This is a genomic window from Cupriavidus sp. FW305-46, from assembly GCF_058787075.1.
Genome location: NZ_JBYSZI010000001.1, coordinates 157,854 through 176,003, shown reverse-complemented (window position 1 = coordinate 176,003; position 18,150 = coordinate 157,854). Strand labels below are relative to the sequence as shown.

13 protein-coding genes are annotated in these 18,150 nt (G+C 65.0%); 9 read left to right on the top strand and 4 right to left on the bottom strand.

Annotation, left to right across the window (positions count from 1 at the left end; all coding sequences use genetic code 11):
- Nucleotides 1-165: 165 nt before the first annotated feature.
- From AC3WON_RS00785 to AC3WON_RS00770, 4 genes are all read right to left on the bottom strand, one after another.
- Nucleotides 166-1,353: an adenylate/guanylate cyclase domain-containing protein gene (locus AC3WON_RS00785; protein WP_116385488.1), complete on the bottom strand. Its 1,188-nt coding sequence runs from the start codon at nucleotides 1,351-1,353 to the stop codon at nucleotides 166-168.
- Complete coding sequence (locus AC3WON_RS00780; RefSeq protein ID WP_116386042.1) at nucleotides 1,350-2,936, bottom strand: PAS domain-containing hybrid sensor histidine kinase/response regulator; 1,587 nt, start codon at nucleotides 2,934-2,936, stop codon at nucleotides 1,350-1,352. Before AC3WON_RS00780 ends, AC3WON_RS00785 begins: the two co-directional genes overlap by 4 nt.
- Nucleotides 2,937-3,404: 468 nt before the next feature.
- Nucleotides 3,405-4,079 (bottom strand): c-type cytochrome, encoded by a 675-nt coding sequence (locus AC3WON_RS00775; RefSeq protein WP_492350870.1) that lies wholly within the window; start codon nucleotides 4,077-4,079, stop codon nucleotides 3,405-3,407.
- Nucleotides 4,080-5,633 carry a flavin monoamine oxidase family protein gene (locus AC3WON_RS00770; protein ID WP_492350869.1) on the bottom strand — a complete coding sequence of 518 codons (1,554 nt, stop codon included), beginning with the start codon at nucleotides 5,631-5,633 and terminating at the stop codon, nucleotides 4,080-4,082. It abuts the gene before it with no gap.
- Between the two features lie 227 nt (nucleotides 5,634-5,860).
- On the opposite strand from AC3WON_RS00770, the gene AC3WON_RS00765 reads away from it, so the two are divergent.
- From AC3WON_RS00765 to AC3WON_RS00725, 9 genes are all read left to right on the top strand, one after another.
- Complete coding sequence (locus AC3WON_RS00765; protein ID WP_492350868.1) at nucleotides 5,861-6,694, top strand: phytanoyl-CoA dioxygenase family protein; 834 nt, start codon at nucleotides 5,861-5,863, stop codon at nucleotides 6,692-6,694.
- A 32-nt stretch (nucleotides 6,695-6,726) separates the two neighbouring features.
- Nucleotides 6,727-7,128: a RidA family protein gene (locus AC3WON_RS00760; RefSeq protein ID WP_181925874.1), complete on the top strand. Its 402-nt coding sequence runs from the start codon at nucleotides 6,727-6,729 to the stop codon at nucleotides 7,126-7,128.
- 131 nt (nucleotides 7,129-7,259) lie between these two features.
- Entirely contained in the window at nucleotides 7,260-8,624 is a 1,365-nt protein-coding gene (locus tag AC3WON_RS00755) for a DUF1329 domain-containing protein (protein ID WP_116385484.1), read from the top strand.
- 30 nt (nucleotides 8,625-8,654) lie between these two features.
- On the top strand, nucleotides 8,655-10,628 hold the full coding sequence (locus AC3WON_RS00750; RefSeq protein WP_492350867.1) for a DUF1302 domain-containing protein: 1,974 nt from the start codon (nucleotides 8,655-8,657) through the stop codon (nucleotides 10,626-10,628).
- Nucleotides 10,628-13,006 carry an efflux RND transporter permease subunit gene (locus AC3WON_RS00745; RefSeq protein WP_181925873.1) on the top strand — a complete coding sequence of 793 codons (2,379 nt, stop codon included), beginning with the start codon at nucleotides 10,628-10,630 and terminating at the stop codon, nucleotides 13,004-13,006. Before AC3WON_RS00750 ends, AC3WON_RS00745 begins: the two co-directional genes overlap by 1 nt.
- A 9-nt stretch (nucleotides 13,007-13,015) precedes the next feature.
- Nucleotides 13,016-14,005 carry a WD40/YVTN/BNR-like repeat-containing protein gene (locus tag AC3WON_RS00740; RefSeq protein ID WP_258874710.1) on the top strand — a complete coding sequence of 330 codons (990 nt, stop codon included), beginning with the start codon at nucleotides 13,016-13,018 and terminating at the stop codon, nucleotides 14,003-14,005.
- Between the two features lie 81 nt (nucleotides 14,006-14,086).
- On the top strand, nucleotides 14,087-15,217 hold the full coding sequence (locus AC3WON_RS00735) for a saccharopine dehydrogenase family protein (protein WP_116385481.1): 1,131 nt from the start codon (nucleotides 14,087-14,089) through the stop codon (nucleotides 15,215-15,217).
- 104 nt (nucleotides 15,218-15,321) lie between these two features.
- Complete coding sequence (locus tag AC3WON_RS00730; RefSeq protein WP_116385480.1) at nucleotides 15,322-16,878, top strand: AMP-binding protein; 1,557 nt, start codon at nucleotides 15,322-15,324, stop codon at nucleotides 16,876-16,878.
- Between the two features lie 24 nt (nucleotides 16,879-16,902).
- Nucleotides 16,903-18,144, top strand: a complete 1,242-nt coding sequence (locus AC3WON_RS00725; protein ID WP_492350866.1) for a thiolase family protein — start codon at nucleotides 16,903-16,905, stop codon at nucleotides 18,142-18,144.
- Nucleotides 18,145-18,150 lie beyond the last annotated feature (6 nt).

Below are 18,150 nucleotides of genomic sequence, written 5' to 3'. Positions count from 1 at the left end.
TGCGCGTCAACCTGTCCAGCGTAATGGACTGCGCGGTCAAGGTCAGGCCGAAGTCATCCGCGTCAACGGTATCGCGCCGGGAATTGTGGACACCACCTCCAGCCTGGCTTTCCCTGTGCCGCAACTACGCGACCGTTCCCGCGCAGCACCGCAGCCAGCATGCGATTACCAGGATGCGTCGGTGGTTCGGCCAGCTACAAACCATGCCCGTAGCTCGCCGATGCCCTTCGCATTGATAGGCCCACGCGCTTCCAGCAGGAAGGGATTCCCAAGCCGTTGCCGGGTGGCATCCGTTACCTGAACACGGCCAGCCATACCGTGGGACTCCATCCGGCTGGCAATATTGACGGTTTCGCCCCACAAGTCATAGATGAACTTTCGTCGGCCGATCACACCGGCAACGACCGTGCCGCTGTGGATGCCAACCCGCAGTTGCAAGCTGAAGCCGCTTTGTTCGTTAAACCGGGTCAGGAATTCCATCATGTCCAGTGCCATATGGGCGGCCCGGGCTGCGTGGTCGGCAGCAGGAAAGGGAAGGCCGGCCGCTGCCATATATGCGTCACCGATTGTCTTGATTTTCTCTAGTCCGCGGTTTTCGGCGATATCGTCAAACTCGGCGAAGATCTCGTTGAGTACGGCCACGAGTCCTTCGGGGCTCAGGGCGGGGGAGAAGCGGGTGAACTGAACGAGGTCGGCAAACAGCACCGAGACTTCCTCGAACCTGTCGGCAATGATCTCCGGTGGGCCTGTGGCGATGAGATCCGATCGCACTTTCAATCGTTCGGCAATGGGCGACGGCAGTACGTTGAGGAGCAGCCGTTCGGTGACCTGTTGCTCGCGAACAAGCTTCTCGTAGAGCTGCCTGAGCTCATCGCTTTGGCGAACGATAGTTTCCCTGCTCGCTTCCAGCTCACATACCTTGCGCTCGAGCTCCTTGCCGTGCTGCAAGGACTCGCTGTGCAGTAGCCGAACTTCCAGCATGTTACGCACCCGCATCAACACCTCGCCGAGATCAAACGGCTTGCTGACGAAGTCTTTCGCTCCAGCCCGTAGTGCGCGCAGTTTGTGGTCGGGCTGGGCGGTGATGACGATTACCGGAAGGTAGCTGTCCGGCTGGACGGCCTTGAGGTGTTCCATGACCGCGAATCCGTCCATGCCAGGCATCTGGAGATCCAGTACGATCAGTTCATAGTGATTCCTGACGTGAAGCTCGCCGACTGCGCGTGGATCGGTTGTTGACTCGATACAGGTGTAGCCCGCCGCGCGCAACATCCTTTCGAGCAGCAATACGTTGGCCTCCAGATCGTCAACGATCAGGATTCTTGCCGCCAGGATGTCCGCTGCATGGATCATGGCAAGTCTAATCGCGGCCGTTCCAGCGCGGCGTTTAGTGCGTCCATGAACTCCTGGATCCGGATCGGCTTGGTCAGATACCGGAAGAATCCTGCCTTCATGCCCCGTTCAATGTCGCGCGGCATGGCGTTGGCACTGAGCGCGATGACCGGAATATGCATCGTCTTCGGGTCGTCGCGCAGGCGTCGCAGTGCTTCGATGCCGTTGATGTCGGGGAGATGGATATCCATCACGATCACCTCGGGCAAGGCAGTGCGCGCAAGCTCGACACCGAGTGTCCCCGTGGCTGCGGACAATAAATGCACATCTGCCCGGCGCGCGATGAGTTGCTCAAGAAGCTTGAGGTTGGCAGGATTGTCTTCCACATACAGCAGGGTGTGCATCGTTGACGGGGCTTCGCTTGGCGGCCGGACGGGCGCGGCGATCTCCGCGTGTTCGCCGGCCATTGCCGGTGGGGCGGCCGCCGGCAGGTCAACCCGGAACACGCTGCCTACGCCAGGCGTGCTTTCGACTTCGATGGTTCCACCCATCAGCTCGGCCAGCCGCCTGGCCACCACGAGACCGATGCCGGTGCCTTCCACGGGGCCCGCCTCATGCCCCAGGCGGTTGAACGGCTGGAATAGCTGGGCCAGCCGTTCCGGTTTCAACCCTGCGCCGGTGTCGTGCACGCTGACGCCTACGCGATGCCCCGTCGTCGTCACCTGCACATCGACTGAGCCTTGATCCCGGTTGTACTTGATGGCGTTAGAAAGCAGATTGAGGAGGATCTGCTTCAGGCGTGTTCGGTCGGCACGGACGAAGCAGGGTGGATCGACTGCGGGAAACCGCATGCGGACCGTGCGTTTCAGTGCTTGCTGCTCAAGCATTGCCTGGCATTCATGCAAGGTGTCGATGACCGATACCGGCTCGGGGGATAGCGACGCCTGACCGGCTTCTATCCTGGCCAGGTCAAGGACTTCGTTGATGAGCTCCAGCAAATGCCAGCCCGCCTTCAGGATCTGGTCAATGCTGGCCTGCTGAGACGCGGTCGGAGGCGGAGCCTCGGAGGCCATCAGTTGCGCGAAGCCCAGGATGGCGTTGAGCGGATTGCGCAACTCGTGGCTCATGCTCGACAGGAATTCCGATTTCGCATGGTTGGCGCTTTCAGCTGAGGCCTGGGCCTGCTTCAGTGCTTCAATGTCGGTGCCGGATGCCAGCCACTTTACTATCTTGCCGTCGGCATCCTTCAATGGCGATCCGCGTTCGAGGTGCCACCGGTAGGCGCCGTCGGATGCCCGTTTCAGGCGATATTCGAATTCGTACTCGCAACCTTGTGCCACCGCGTCTGCCCAGTGGCCGATATTGCGCGCGATGTCCTCGGGGTGGACGGCCGATTTCCAGGCGCCGGACCGGGTCTGGTCAAGACTAAGGCCGGTATAGCTGGTCCACCGTCGGTTGCAATAATCGATCCGGCCGTCCGCATCGGCGGTCATGATCATGTGAGGAATGCCGTCGGCGAGCAGCCTGAATTGCGGCTCGAACTTCCTGAAGTCGAGGGCGGAAGGACGATCCTTTCCGGCTCGGTCATGGGTCTCCCTGCGCATCATCTTCCCCCGCAGTCGGCGGTCTGGCGCCTGCCTGCAAAAGGCGATGGCAGGCTGCCGGATTCGCGTCTCCAAGGGAAGAATACGCGCAGCCACTGCCCGTGAAAACCGACATGCGCGGTAAGGCCGCCGCTCAACTCGCGGGTCGACGATGGGCCACTTCAGGCGGCTCAACCAAGGCTGGATGCCACTTCAATGGCGCGGAGATAAATTGCCGCGCGTCGGGATCTTCCACACCGAGCCGTCTGAGCAGCGTGGCGGATCGTGTCGCCGCGTCGCACGGGCTCTTCGTGTAAGAATTTGCACTGGCATCCGCCAGCTTTTCGGGCTGGTCGCGCAGGTCGGGCTGTTGCAGGGATTCCAGCCGGCGTGGCGCGCCCGGGTCATGGTAGGCGCTGCGCGGCGCCGCGCCCGTGACCGCAGCCATGCAGAGCATGAAAACAGCCGCCACACCGGCGCCGTCGGACCCTATCGGGCTCCGATCTCCCGGCGGTCAGGAGACATCCTGGCCAGGTAGCGGGCCACTGCCGGGATGTCTTCGTTCGACAAGGTCGCGGCAATGGCGTCCATCCCGCCGGTCGCGTCATGGCGCTTGCCGCTCCTGAACGCGACCAGCTGGTGGGCGAGATAGTGCTCTCCCTGGCCGGCGAGGCGCGGTGCCAGATCCTTGCCCGTCAATGCTTCTCCATGACAGGCCTGGCAACTGCGCGCCTGGACCACGGCCTTGCCGCGTGTCTCGAGCGCGGTGCTCTCCGTAACATCCGGGCTTCCGGCAGGCGCCTGCCCGGCGTAGTACGCTGCGAGTGACCTGATCTGGTCATCCGTCAGGTTACTGGCGAGCGGCCCCATGGTCGGGTCGTCCCGCTGCCCGCTGGCGAACGCGTGCAACTGCGCCTCGAGATACGCTGCCGGCTGACCGGCCAGGGCGGGATACTCCGCATTCCGGGATTGCCCGTGCGAACCATGGCAGGCGAAGCAGGTCTCCGCAAACTGCGGCCACGGGCCACCAGTGGCCTGGCTAGCCTGGGCCTGGTTGTCCAGTGCCGTGCCGAACCGGTGGTAGTCCACGAAATCGGGAACGAGGAATGCGGCCGCTACCGCCACTACCGCCGCTGTCGCGAACATAGCGCGCTTCATCTTCATTTATGCCTCCCCGGCCGGCGAGTGCAGCGCGCCGAGTGCCTGCAGGGCGGCACGGTGTCCCGAGCGTACGGCGCCGTCCATCGCGCCGGCCCAGATGTCGGCTGTCTCGGTCCCCGACCAGATCAGGCGGCCCAGCGGCGGATGCAGGTGCCGGCCCAGCTTCGTCCAGAAGCCGGCGGGCATCGGGTTTATGCAGCTCATCGACCATGGGTCGACCTTGCCCCAGTCAAGGTCGTGGTACTGCGTGGGCTTCAGCGCCTGGTCTCCAAATGCCTTGGCATAGATAGCCGACAGGATGGGCTCGGCCGCTTTGGGGTTGGCCGGCAGGTATCCGGGTTTGACGAAGGCGCTGATCACGCCCACAGAGCCGTCCGGCGGCGAGTTGTCGACCGACCAGATCAGCGGCCCGTCGAGCGGCACGACCTGTCCGTTGAAGCCCTTCTCCCGCCAGAACGGCCGGGCATAGACGTGTGTGGCCTTGCGCATGGGCGCATGTGCAGGCCAGATCCTGTGCAACTGTGCCCGCCCCGGGGGCAGTGGCGGATCGAACACAAGCTGCTGGCACAGCGCCGGGTTCAGCGCAGCAATCACGTGACGAGCCCGCACCACGCCCTGGTCGGTGTGCAGTTCGACGATCTCGCGATCCCAGCCGACAATCTTGCGTACCGGGCAGGATAGCCGGACCTTGTCGCCAAGGTCTTGCGCCATCCGGATGCTGAGAACCTGCGAGCCGCCTACGAAGCGTGTTTCCTGCGCGCCGTCCTTGATCTTCTCGAGCGTGTCGTAGTCACTGTTCGCGCTGTTGATCACCGAAAGGTAGTGCAACAGCCCTAGTTGCGCGGGCGGCGCGCCGAGCGACAGCGTCGCGGCCATGCTGAAGGAGAACTTCTCCTCATTGTTCAGGCCTTGTCGCGCCAGCCAGTCGCCAAGCGTCAGCTTGTCGTACTCCGCCGCTTTTGACGCCTTCCATGGCGCGCCACTGGGTACGCCGCGCGCCATCTCGCTGAGCCTGGCGGCAACCTGTCCCTGGGCGCCGATGCCCCCATGCAGGTCCTGCGTCACGCGGAGGTTGTCGGCGAGGAATACGGTCTTGCCCGCGTAATAGGTGCCGAAGGTCTGGACGCCGAGCTCGCGCGCTAGGTCCGCAATGGAGGTCTGGCCGGGGCCGATCCACTGACCGCCCGCTTCGGAGACTACGCTGTTGCCAAGGTCGTGGTTATAGGTGCGGCCGCCGACGCGGTTGCGCGCCTCCAGCACGACGAAGGACTGGCAGCCGGCGCGCTGCAGGTCACGCGCGGCGGTTAGCCCGGCCAGGCCGGCGCCAAGGATGGCCACGTCCAGCACATCGCGCTGGCCACGTGCAGCGCCCGCGCGCAGTGGCGCGGCGTTGGCGGCATGCGGTGCGGCGGCCGCCGCCAGCGATGCGGCGCCCGCCGCTGCCGCAAGGCCGAGCAGCCGGCGGCGCGTGTGTGAGTCCGGCCCGGAGGCGGGCGCTCTTTTCCCTACCGCCTCGACCTGTGCCGTGCCATCCCGGCGCCTTGTGTGCTCGCTCATTGTTCGGTGAAAACCATAAATAGGATACAAGGCCAAATATAGGACAAAAAGACAAACAAGTCAAAAGTCCGTGAGATGACGTGGTTCCAGCATCGCTACACGCAGACTCGCTCGCGTCTGGCAGGGAATACCCTGTCTTTTTTCTTCTTTCTATCTTTGTCATAGTTACCTAACTTTGCTGTGTTGGCCTATTAATAGGGTCGCTACGGAACGACAGGAGTTCACCCATGGATCAATCCAAGCGCAAAGCTTTCGCGGAGGACGGCGCCGTCCTTATCGAAGGCTGTCTCAATGCGGAACAGCTGGCACGGTGCAGGCAGGTGTTCGACTGGGGCATCGAGAACCCCGGTCCCAACGCCCATAGCCTGTTCGACGGCTCGGTCCAGAAGTCGCATGTCGACAACGCGAATCCCTTTGCCAAAGGCAGGCTGGATGAGCTGGCCGCCGCGCTGCCCTTTGGCAGCTTGCTCGCCGACCTGTGGGACTCCGAGCACGTGTGGTACTTCGCCGAGGAGCTGTTCCTGAAGTCGGGCGGCAACGCCGGGCGCTCGCCCTGGCACCAGGACACTTCCTACCTGCCCTGGGCCGGCAAGCACTTTGCCAACGCCTGGATCAGTTTCGAAGCGGTTCCCAGGCGCAACGCGCTGGAAATCGTCCGAGGCTCGCATCTGGGCGCGCGTCACGACGGCAGCACCTTCCAGAACCCGGACGATCCCACCGAACCCTTGCACGGTGGTGGCGTCTGGCCGCGGTTGCCAAACATCGAGGCCGAGCGCCGTGTCAATCCCGATGCCTACGACATCGTCTCCTGGGCGACCCGGCCCGGCGACGTGCTGCTGCTGCATCCCGGCGTGCTGCATGGGGGCGGTGCCGTCGACGCCGATTTCCCTGATCGCTACACCCTGGTGATGCGCTTCTTTGGCGACGATGCGGTCTTCAGCCCGCTGCCGGAGCACAGCGATTCGGGGTTTACGCCGGCGGGCGTCCTGTTTGTCGAAGAACTGGCATCGCTGAAGGCGGGCGATCCGTTCCGTGCCTCCTGCTTCCGTCAAATCTTCTAAGCCAAGCCCTCGCTGACATGACAACCCCCACCATGAACCGACAGTCCATCATTCCACCCGGCGCAGAGGCGCTGTACGATGCCCTCCATTTTTCACCCGCGACCCGGGTTGGCGACACCATCTGGGTCTCCGGGCAGGTCGGCATCGACGCCACCATGACGCCGGCAGAAGGCATGGAGGCACAGGCGCGGCTCGCCTTCGAATCCCTGAAAGGGGTGCTGGCGTCCGCCGGCGCAAGCCTGGCCGACGTGGTCGAACTGACGACCTATCACACCAGCCTTCGCAGCGAGCTCGCCGACTTCACCAGGGTGAAGGACGAGTACATCCCGAACCGCTATCCGTCCTGGACTGCGGTCGGCGTGACCGAGCTGGCGCTGCCGGGGCTTTGCATCGAGATCCAGGCGGTTGCGGTAGCGGGCTGCGGCGCAACCTGAGTCCCGGTCGCTGGCAACAACTGCCATTTTTTTGCACTCTATGTTTGTCACAGTGTCCTATGTTAGGCACTTTGTTTAAAAAATAAGAAACCGGGACAGTAACCGGTTGACCCTGGTGGTAGGAGACACAGATGAAATACACGACATGGCTGATCAGCGCGACCGTTGCGTTTGGTGGTGCAACCTACGCCGCCGCTCCCGAGCAGGACATGGCCCGGCTCGGAAAGGACCTCACACCGGTGGGTGCCGAGCGCGCCGGCAACAAGGACGGGTCCATTCCGGAATGGACCGGCGGCGACATGAAGGCGCCCGGCGGCTGGAAGCCCGGCACGCCGCGCCCCGACCCCTATGCGAACGATAAGCGCCTGCTGTCGATCGATGCGTCCAACGTCGACCGCTTCAAGGACAAGCTCGCCCCCGGCCAGGTCGAGATGGTGAAGACCATCCCGGGCTACCGGATGGACGTCTATACGACGCGCCGTTCCTGCGGCTTCCCCGACTTCTACTACGAGCGCACGAAGAAGAATGCGGCGAGCGCCAGACTCGCCGACAACGGCCAGAACCTGGCCGAGGCGCTCGGCGCCGGCGTGCCGTTCCCGATCCCGCAGAACGGCGTCGAAGCTATGTGGAACCACAAGCTGCACTGGAAAGGCGAGGGCTTCCAGATGCGCTACGCAGGCTATATCCCACCCAAGGGCAGCGAAAGCATCGGCGAGCCGCTCGGCCAGGAGGAATGGCAGATGTCGCCGATGTGGTCGCCGTCGAACAAGGGCGTCGCCGATGCGCGCGGCATCGAGAGCCTGTACCTCAACACCTTCACCAGCCCGCCCTCGATCGCCGGCGATGCCACGCTCACGCAGTACAAGTTCGCCGAGGCCAATGACGTCTGGCTGTACTTCGCCAGCCAGCGCCGCGTGCGCCGCGCTCCGACGTACCAGTACGACGCGCCGCAGCTCAATACGGAGAACCTGCTGACGGTCGACCAGTACATGCAGTTCAACGGCCCGCTGGACCGCTACGACTGGAAGCTGGCCGGCAAGAAGGAGATGTACGTCCCGTACAACACCTACCGCGTCAACTCCTCCGCGAACAAGGTCGAGGATGTCGTCAAGCCGAAGTTCCTAAGCCGCGACCACACGCGCTACGAGCTGCACCGCATGTGGGTGGTGGAGGCCACGCTCAAGTCCGGCATGCGCCATACCTTCCCCAAGCGCGTGTTCTACCTCGATGAGGACACCTGGACCATCCTGGTGGAAGACATGTACGACGCGCAGGGCAAGGTCTGGCGCACGACCGAGATGGGGCCGTACATGGCCTGGGAAATTCCGGCGTGCGTGTGGGCGGCCAACACCAGCTATGACCACCAGACCCGGCGCGCGGTGCTCGACCGCGTCGTCGCCGGCCACAAGGAGCCGGACTGGCTGGCCGCGCGCGAAGGGCGCCTGAAGGAGAAGACCTTCGAGCCGGACGGCCTGCGCCGCTTCACCACCCGCTGAGCGACCAAACGGGAACACGGAGAGGCCATCATGAAACTGCGTGATCACGCGGGACCGGTCGTCGGGACGATCGGGAGGGCAAGTGCGAATGCACGTGCAAGTGCAAGGAAACTGGACCGCAGGCTGGTCTGCACCGCGATCTTCGGCGTGCTGGCAGGAGCCACTGCAGGACCGGCCCACGCCGCGCAATGGACGCTCGACAACGGCTGGCAGGTGGCCTTCGATTCGACGGTCTCGTTCGGCGTGGCGGTGCGCACGTCGAAAACGAACTGCAGCTTCGTCGGCAACGACAACGGCGGTTGTGTCGGCGACGCGCCGACGCCGCTGCAGCAGTCCAACCCCGCCGTGTTCTCGTCGAGCCTTGACGTGCTGCGCGTGAACCAGGACGACGGCAACCTGAACTACAAGCGCTGGCAGCCGGTGTCTGCCAATGCGCAGTGGACCAGTGACCTGTACGTCAAGGCCTCGGACGGCTGGAGCGGGCTGCTGCGCGGCGTGGTCAACTACGACTTCGCGGTCGACCACACCCGTCGCAGCGACCTCGATCCGTCCGCGCGCAACTTCGCCACCAGCAACCCGCGGCTGCTCGATGCCTACGTGACCAAGGAGTTCGATGTCGGCGACCAGCAGGCGCGCGTGCGCGTCGGCAACCAGGTGCTGAGCTGGGGCGAAAACCTCTACATCCCGGGCGGCGTCAACTCGATCAACCCGATCTACGTGCCGTCGGCGCACCAGCCCGGCACGCCGCTGAAGAACCTGTTCATCCCGTCGCCGATGGTGTCGGCCAGCTCGTCGCTGGGACCGGACCTGGGCATCGAGGCCTTCTATCAGTGGAAGTGGAACAGCTTCGTGTTCGACGCACCCGGGACGTTCTTCTCGACCAGCGACTTTGTCGGCAGCGGCGGGCGCGGCCTCTATATCCCGACCTCGACGGTCAACGCGGCGCTGGGCGCCGCGGGCATGCCGCCGTTTCCGCGCGCCACGATTGGCGACAACGGCACCAGGATCGTCGGCATCAATCCCGCGACCGGGCTGCCCTATAACCGCCGCCTGAGCGCCGGCGAGCTGGCGGACCCCGGCACCAACCCGGTTGGGCCGCTGCTCGGCACCGGCACGTTCATCCCGCGCGGTCCGGACAACAAGCCGACCAACGCCGGGCAGGGCGGCCTGGCGCTGCGCTACAAGTTCCCCGACAGCGGCAACGAGCTCGGCTTCTATTACCAGCACTACAGCGACAAGGTGCCCTTCGTCAGCTACCAGGTCGGCAACACGACGGCCAACCCTTTCGGCTGGCAGGCGTCGCTCGACTACGGCAAGAACCGCGACCTGTTCGGCCTGTCCTACAACTTCCAGGCAGGTGAATGGGTGATCGGCACAGAGCTTTCCTATCGCCCGCGCGATGGCGTTGCGATCGACCCCACCGCGGTGATCGATCCGGGCAACCCGTACTACTGCAATGCGCTGGCCGATTTCACGGTGAAGCCGGTCGGCAGCAACTGCAAGGGTTGGGTCGACACGCAACACTACCAGCTCCACCTGACCGGCATCCACATCATGTCGCCATCGGGATCGTTCGGCTGGCTGCTGCGCACGCTCGGCGCCACCGAGGGCACGCTCACCGCCGAGGGCGCGCTGGCGTACTACCCGAAGCTGAAGCTCAACGCCGGCATCCCGTATGCGGTCACCGCGGACTACAAGCTGCCAACCAGGCTGTCGGCGGGCATGGTGCTGGCGGCGTCGGTGACCTATCCCAACATCTTCGGCACGCGCGCGTCGCTGTCGCCGGATATCGCTGTCATGCAGGGCATCGGCGGATATTCGGCAACGGCACTGCCGGGCTTCATCCAGGGCGCGGGCGCCGCGGTGATCGGCGCGACCATCGACTTCAAGACCAAGCCGGAAACGAAGATGCGCCTGGACTACACCCACAACTGGGGCGGTAGCGGCAGTAACCTGCTGCGCGACCGCGACTTCTTTTCCCTCAGCATGACCACCGCATTCTGATGCTCGCACGCCTGATCACCCGTTTAGAAGCTGCCCTGTTCGGGCATCGCCTTCCTTTCCTGCTGCTGCTGGCGGGCTTCACGGCCGCAATGGGCGTGCTGGGGGCGAAGCTCGAACTCGAGGCCGGCTTCGAAAAGCAGCTGCCGCAGGGTCATGAGTACATCAAGACCTTCGAGCAGTACCGCAACCAGCTGTTCGGCGCCAACCGGCTGACCATCGCCGTCCATGCACGTGACGGCGACATCTGGAACGCGCAGGCGCTGACCCAAGTGCTCAAGGTCACCGAAGCTGTCACCTACCTGCCCGGCGTGGATCGGGCGAGCGTGACGTCGCTGTGGACGCCGAACGTCTTCTTCACCGAGATTACCGAGGATGGCTTCCGTGCCGAGGCGGTGACCGGTGGCGAGATCGTGCCGGAAAAGCTCTCGGCAGACGTGATCGGGAAGGTCCGCCAGCGCGCCACCGCCGGCGGCCATATCGGCACCCTGGTCGCCCGCGACCAGACCAGCGCCCTGATCACCGCCGAGCTTGGAGACGTCGACCCGGCCACGGGCAGGAAGCTCGACTACATCCAGTTCAACCGGTTGCTGGAGGAGAAGATCCGGCGCCCGTTCGAGAATGACAAGGTCGAGATCCAGATCATCGGGTTTGCCAAGCAGACCGGCGACATCGCCGACCGCGCGGCGGACGTGGCGCGCTTCTTCGCCATCGCCTTCCTGCTCACCGGGCTCGCCGTGTATTGGTACTGCCGCTCGATCCGCCTGACGCTGCTGCCGCTCGCGTGCTCGCTAGTGTCGCTGGTCTGGCAGTTCGGCACGCTGCGGCTGCTCGGTTACGGGCTTGACCCGCTGGCTATCCTGGTGCCGTTCCTGGTGTTTGCGATCGGCGTCTCGCACGGTATCCAGCAGATCAACTTCATCGTTCGTGAAGTTGCGCAGGGCACCGATTCCGCCATGGCCGCGCGGCGCAGCTTCACGGGCCTGCTGATCCCCGGCTCGCTCGCGCTCATCACCGCATTGGTCAGCTTCGTCACGCTGCTCCTGATCCCGATTCCGATGATCCGTGAACTGGCGCTCACGGCGGCGATCGGGGTGGGCTACAAGATCGTCACCAACCTGATGATGTTGCCGGTGGCCGCGTCGTACTTCCGCTTTTCGCCGGAGTTCGCGCGCCGATCCCTGGCTCGGCGTGAACGCCATAACGCTTGGCTCGAAGCCATCGCCCGCACCGCGCAGCCGCGCAACGCCGCGAAGGTGGCGCTCGCCGGCGCAGTGGTCTTCGGCCTGGCGGTATGGCAGAGCCAGGGGCGCCACATCGGCAGCCTGCAGGCGGGGGCGCCGGAACTGAGCGCGGACTCCCGCTACAACCTTGACGTGGCGGCGATCGTCGACCGCTTCGACGTGGGCCTGGACTGGCTGACCGTCGTGTTCGAGGCCACCCCGGAGCACAAGGGCGAAGTCTGCTCGCGCGCCGACCAGCTGCTGTTCATCGACGACTTCGCCTGGCGCATGGGCAGCGTGCCGGGCGTGGTGTCGACCGACTCGCTGGCCGCGCAGCTCAAGCTCTACAACGTCGGCATGAACGAAGGCAGCCCCAAGATGGCGACCGTGACGCGCGACCCGCGCGGCCTCGGCTCGCAGTTCCAGGGCGTGAACAACCGCATCGCCGGCCTGTCGTCGATCGACTGCCGCGTGCAGGGCGTCAACCTCTACCTGCCGGACCACCGCGCCACGACGATCAGGAGCGTGGTGGAGGCGGTGAAGGATTTCCGCGATGCCAACCGGCTCGACGGCGTTCGCGTGCGCCTGGCGAGCGGCAACGCGGGCGTCCAGGCCGCCACGAATGAGGTGCTGGAGGAGAGCGAGCTGCCGATGATGCTCTACGTCTACGCAGCCATCCTGATCCTGGTTTTCCTGGTTTACCGCGACTGGCGAGCGATGATCGCCTGCTGCCTGCCGCTGACCGTTGCGACGTGGATCGGCTACTGGTTCATGAAGAAGCTGGAGATCGGCCTGACCGTGGCCACGCTGCCGGTGATGGTGCTCGCAGTCGGCGTCGGCGTGGACTACGCCTTCTACATCTACAACCGCCTGCAGGTGCAGCTGGCGCACGGTCTTGAGTTCACCAGGGCGCTTGAGCTAGCAATGAAGGAGACCGGGCTTGCCACTGTATTCACCGCCATTACGCTGTCGGTCGGCGTGGCCACGTGGACGTTCTCGAGCCTCAAGTTCCAGGCCGACATGGGCGCGCTGCTGACCTTCATGTTCATCGTGAACATGGTGATGGCCATCACGCTGCTGCCCGCGTTCGCGGCGATGCTCGAGAAATTCTTCCCGCGGCGCGGACCGGCGTACATGCCGGAAATTCTGAAGCACTAGGACACACCGATGAGCCACCTTTTGATGAGCCCGCTCCGATACCTGCCTCTGCTTATGGCATGCCTGTCGTTTCCAGCCGCCGCTGACGGGACCAAGGCCCCGGCCCACTGGCCGTCCATGGAACCGGCCCGGCAGGTTTCGAACGCAGCCGCCGCGCCGCTGCTGGCGACCGCGCGCGCGGGGAAACGTGTCGTCGCGGTGGGCGACCACGGCGTGATCCTGCTGTCCGATGACGGTGCCAGCTTCCGGCAGGCGAAAGCGGTCCCGGTCCGGACTCTGCTGACCACGCTCCAGTTCGTCGACGCCCGCCATGGCTACGCGGCGGGCCACGATGGCGTGGTGCTGGCCACGCAGGATGGCGGCGAGACCTGGACATTGCTGCGCGCTACGCCAGGCCTCGAGCAGCCGATCCTGGCGATGCACTTCGATAGCCTCGAGCATGGCATCGCCGTGGGCCTGTACGGCTGGGCGATCGAGACGCACGACGCGGGCCGGACCTGGACCGACCTGGCGATCGCATCGCGCGAAAGCAACGACCGGCATCTCCTGCACATGTTCGCTACCGCCCGCGGCTCGCTGTTCGTCGTCGGCGAGGGCGGCACCATTTATCGCTCGACCGACCGGGGCAAGTCATGGGAAGGGACGACCACCGGAGGCAAGGGCTCGCTCTGGCACGGTCTCGGGCTCTCGGACGGCACGCTCCTCGTGTGCGGCATGCGCGGCCACCTCTATCGCAGCAGCGACGACGGCAAGACGTGGCATGCCGTCGACGCGCATACCACCCAGTCGCTGACCGGCATCGCGGAACTCGCCGACGGCAGCGTGGCTGTGGTCGGCATGGGCGGCACCGTGCTGACGAGCAAAGACCGCGCCAAGACTTTCACGCGTGTGGAACGCGCAGGGCAGGAGGCGCTGACAGCCGTGCTTGCCGATGGAGCGCGCCCGCTGCTGGTGTCGATGAGCGGTCCGTTGGCGGTAGACAGGCCGACAAAACCATAAGCCGTAGCGCACACGCGGCACTGCAACACCTTCATTCACCGAGCAGAAATACCTGCCACCCATACTCTCAAGGAGACAAACATGGCAAAGCATCCCGTCGTCATCTATGGCGCAAGCGGCTACACCGGCATGCTGATCATGGATTGGCTGATCGACCAGAACATCCCTTTCACCGCCGTCGCGCGCAATGCAGGCCGGACCAAGGAGATGATGGCGCAGCGTGTCGTCCGCCTCGAAGCGGCGGAGTACGAGATCATCGAGGCGGAGCATGACGTCGACTCACTCACCAAGGCCTTCCGCGGCGCCAAGGTGGTCTGTAGCACGGTCGGACCGTTCTTCCGCTTCGGCATGGTCGCGGTCGAAGCGGCGCTCAAGGCCGGATGCCACTATCTCGACCCGGCTGGCGAGCAGCACTACATCCGCCAGGTCCGCGACGAGTTCGGCGAGCAGTATCGCCAGGCCGGGCTGCTGGTGTCGCCGTCGAACGCGTACATGTACACGTTCTCGGAGATCGCGGCGGAACTGGCGCTGGAGACGCCGGGCGTCGACGCGCTCGAGACCGCCGCGCTGTGCCGCGGTCCGCGCGGGGGCGCCGGGGTCAGCGTCGGCTCGACCGCGACCATCTTCGAAGGCTACCGGCAGGAAGCCTGCTTTCTGTGGGAAAAGAAGCTGGAGCGCCATGCCCCGGACGCGTCGTTCAACATCGTCGACCCGGCGTTCATGCAGCCGGTGTTCTGCCTGCCGTGGGGCGGCACTTCGCTGCCGGTCTACTTCGAGCACGACCCGCGCGTGCGTAGCTGTACCTCCTGCGTGGGTTTCTACGACAACGACGCCATGCGCATGGTGCACGCAATCGGCCAGAAGTGGGAGTCCGAATACAAGAACCTGCCGCTCGAGCAGCAGGATGCGGTGCTCAAGCAGCTCGTCGATTCGACCACGCCGGCGATGCCGCCGCGTGAGCGCACCACGCTGCAGCGCACGGTGGATTTTGCCATCGGTCGCGGCCAGCTCGCGTCGGTGCGCGCGACCGTGCACGGCATCACGCCCTACATCGCCACCGGCGCGATCCACGCGGCCGAGGTCATCAAGCTGCTTGACGGCGACACCGCACGCGTCGGCTTTGCGTCGGGCTCGAAGGCCTTCGGCCACCGCTACCTGCTCGGCTTCCTCGAGCAGCGCGGGCTGGCCCGCGCCACGGTGACCAGCCTTTAACTCGCCGGTCCGGCTATTCCTTGCCCGCCTCAGGGCGGGGAATAGCTGCGCAGAATAGTTTCACAGAATTCGTCAGAACACGCTGAGAGTGAGGAACGCCTGAGATGGCAATCATTGATTTTTTTGACCGCGGCCTGCGCATCAATCCGCACGGCATCGCCTATATCCAGGACGAGCGCAGCTTTACGTTCCGGGAGGTCGGCGAGCTGTCGTGCCGCATCGCCAACGGGCTGCTCGCAGAAGGCTTCGCCAAGGAAACCAAGGGCGCGGTCTGGGCGGACAACGATGTCACGGCCTGGAGCTGTGCACTGGGACTGTGGCGCGCGGGGATGGCGTACATCCCCGTCAATGGCCGCAACGCGCCGGAAGAGAACCAGTTCGTCCTCGACGCCTTTGACTGCGAGGTGCTGTTCTTCCAGCAGGCGTTCGCGCCGGTGATTGAAGCGCTCCGTGACGGGTTGACGAAGGTGAGGCTCTGGGTGTGCATCGACGCCGAACTGCCATGGGCGCCGTCGCTCGCAGCGTGGAGCGCGGGCCAGCCGTCGAGCGCACCGGTGGTCGACTACGACATGGACGACGTCGTGACCCTGTCGGCCACGGGCGGCACCACGGGCCGGCCCAAGGGCGTGATGAACACGCACCGCGCCTACCAGACCTACTTCGCGCAGTTCATGACTGCCTTCCCCTACCAGGGTGAAGACCGCCCCGTGAACCTCGCCGCGGCGCCGATGACGCATACGGCCGGAATGCTGTCGCTGCCTTGCACCGCACGGGGCGGCACCGTGATCGTCCTGCCCAAGCCCGATCCCGCGGCGGTGCTGGGCGCCATTGCGCGGCACCGGGTGACGGAGTTCTTCCTGCCGCCCACGGTCATCTACCGGCTGCTCGACATTCCCGGCATCTCGAAGCAGGATTTCTCATCGCTCAAGTGCTTTCTTTATGGCGCCGCGCCGATGTCGGTCGAGAAGCTCAAGCGCGCGATCGAGGTGTTTGGCCCGGTCATGGCGGGCGGCTACGGCCAGACCGAGGCGCCGGCGTCGATCTCCTACTTGACGCCGGCCGAGCATTTCGTCGGCGGACAGCTGGCATCGGACGAGCGGCTGTCCTCGGTCGGCCGGCCGAACCCGCTGATCCGCGTCGAGATCCTGAACGACCGTGGCGAGGTCCTGCCCCAGGGCGAGAGCGGCGAGATTTGCGTGCGCGGCGACCTCGTCATGAAGGGCTACTACAAGGCGCCCGAGAAGACGGCCGAGACCATTGTCGACGGCTGGCTGCATACCGGCGACATCGGCCATCTCGATGCCGAGGGCTATCTCCATATCACAGACCGCAAGAAGGACATGATCATCAGCGGCGGCTTCAATGTCTACCCGAGCGAAGTCGAGCAGGTCATCTGGGCCCACCCCGCAGTGCAGGACTGCGCGGTGATCGGCGTGCCCGACGACACGTGGGGCGAGGCGGTGAAGGCGGTGGTGGAGTTGAACGCGGGCCATAGCGTCAGCGCTGACGAACTGGTCGGCCTGTGCAAGCAGAAGCTCGGTTCGGTGAAGGCGCCCAAGAGCGTGGACTTCGTCGCCGCGCTGCCGCGCAGCCCGGTCGGCAAGGTACTGAAGAAAGACCTGCGTGAGCAGTACTGGCACGGCTTGCAACGCAAGATCTGATCGGGTTATGGAGAACGACAAGCCATGAGCAATATCTACATCGCCGGCATCGCAATGACCGTATTCGGCCGGCATCCCGAGCGCAGCATCGAGGACCTTGCCGGCGAGGCGCTGCGTGGCGCGCTGGCGGACGCCGGCTGCGGTGCCGGCGCCATCGGCGCGGCATTCTACTCGGGCATCACCAACGGCGCGCTGCAGGGCCAGTTGTCGGTCCCTGGACAAGTCGTCTTCAGCAAGACCGGGATCGAGGGCATTCCGGTTTTCAACGTCGAGAACGCCTGCGCGTCGGGCAGCACCGCCGTTCACCTGGCGGTGCAGCAGCTCAGGGCCGGGGCGTGCGACGTGGCGCTGGCCATCGGCGCCGAGAAGATGAACGTTCCGGACAAGGCCAAGTCATTTGCGCTCTTCGACGGGGGGTGGGACGTGTCCCGGGTTGAGGAGAATTTCGCGACGTTGGCAAGACTGGGCGAAGGTATCGAGCCACCGCCCGGATCGGAATCAGACAAGCCCTACAGCCGTTTCATGAAGATCTACGCCGCGCTGTGCCGGTATCACATGAAGACCTACGGCACCACGCAGCGCCAGATCGCGGCCGTGTCGGCGAAGAACCACGGGCATTCGGTGCATAACCCGCACTCGCAGTTCCGCCGGCCGTTCACGATCGACGAGGTGCTTGCCGCGCCGCCAATCACGTATCCGATCACGCTGCCGATGTGCGCGCCGGTGTCGGACGGCGCAGCGGCCGCCATTCTCTGCACCGAGGCAGGCCTGCGGCGTGTCGGCGCAGACCGCGGCCGATGCATCCGGGTTGCGGCGAGCGTGATCCGCAGCTTCACGCACCGGCCCATCGATGCGCCGGAACGGAACATCGGCCACCTGGCCGCGCGCCAGGCATATGCGCAGGCTGGCCTGGGCCCGCAAGACATGGACGTCGCGGAAGTCCACGACGCCTCGGCGATGGGCGAAATCATCCAGGCCGAAAACCTCGGCCTGGTGCCGTTCGGCGAAGGGGGGCCGGCTGCCGAGCGCGGCGAGTTCACGCTGGGTGGGCGCATCCCCATCAACACGTCGGGCGGGCTCGAATCCAAGGGCCATCCCCTGGGCGCGACCGGCATTGGCCAACTCTATGAGCTGGTCACCCAATTGCGCGGGGAAGCCGGCGCGCGACAGGTGCAGGGCGCGCGTCACGCGATCCAGGAAAACGGCGGCGGATTGCAGGGCGTCGAAGAGGCGGCGCTGGCCATTCATATCCTGAGCAAGGATTGAAGGAGA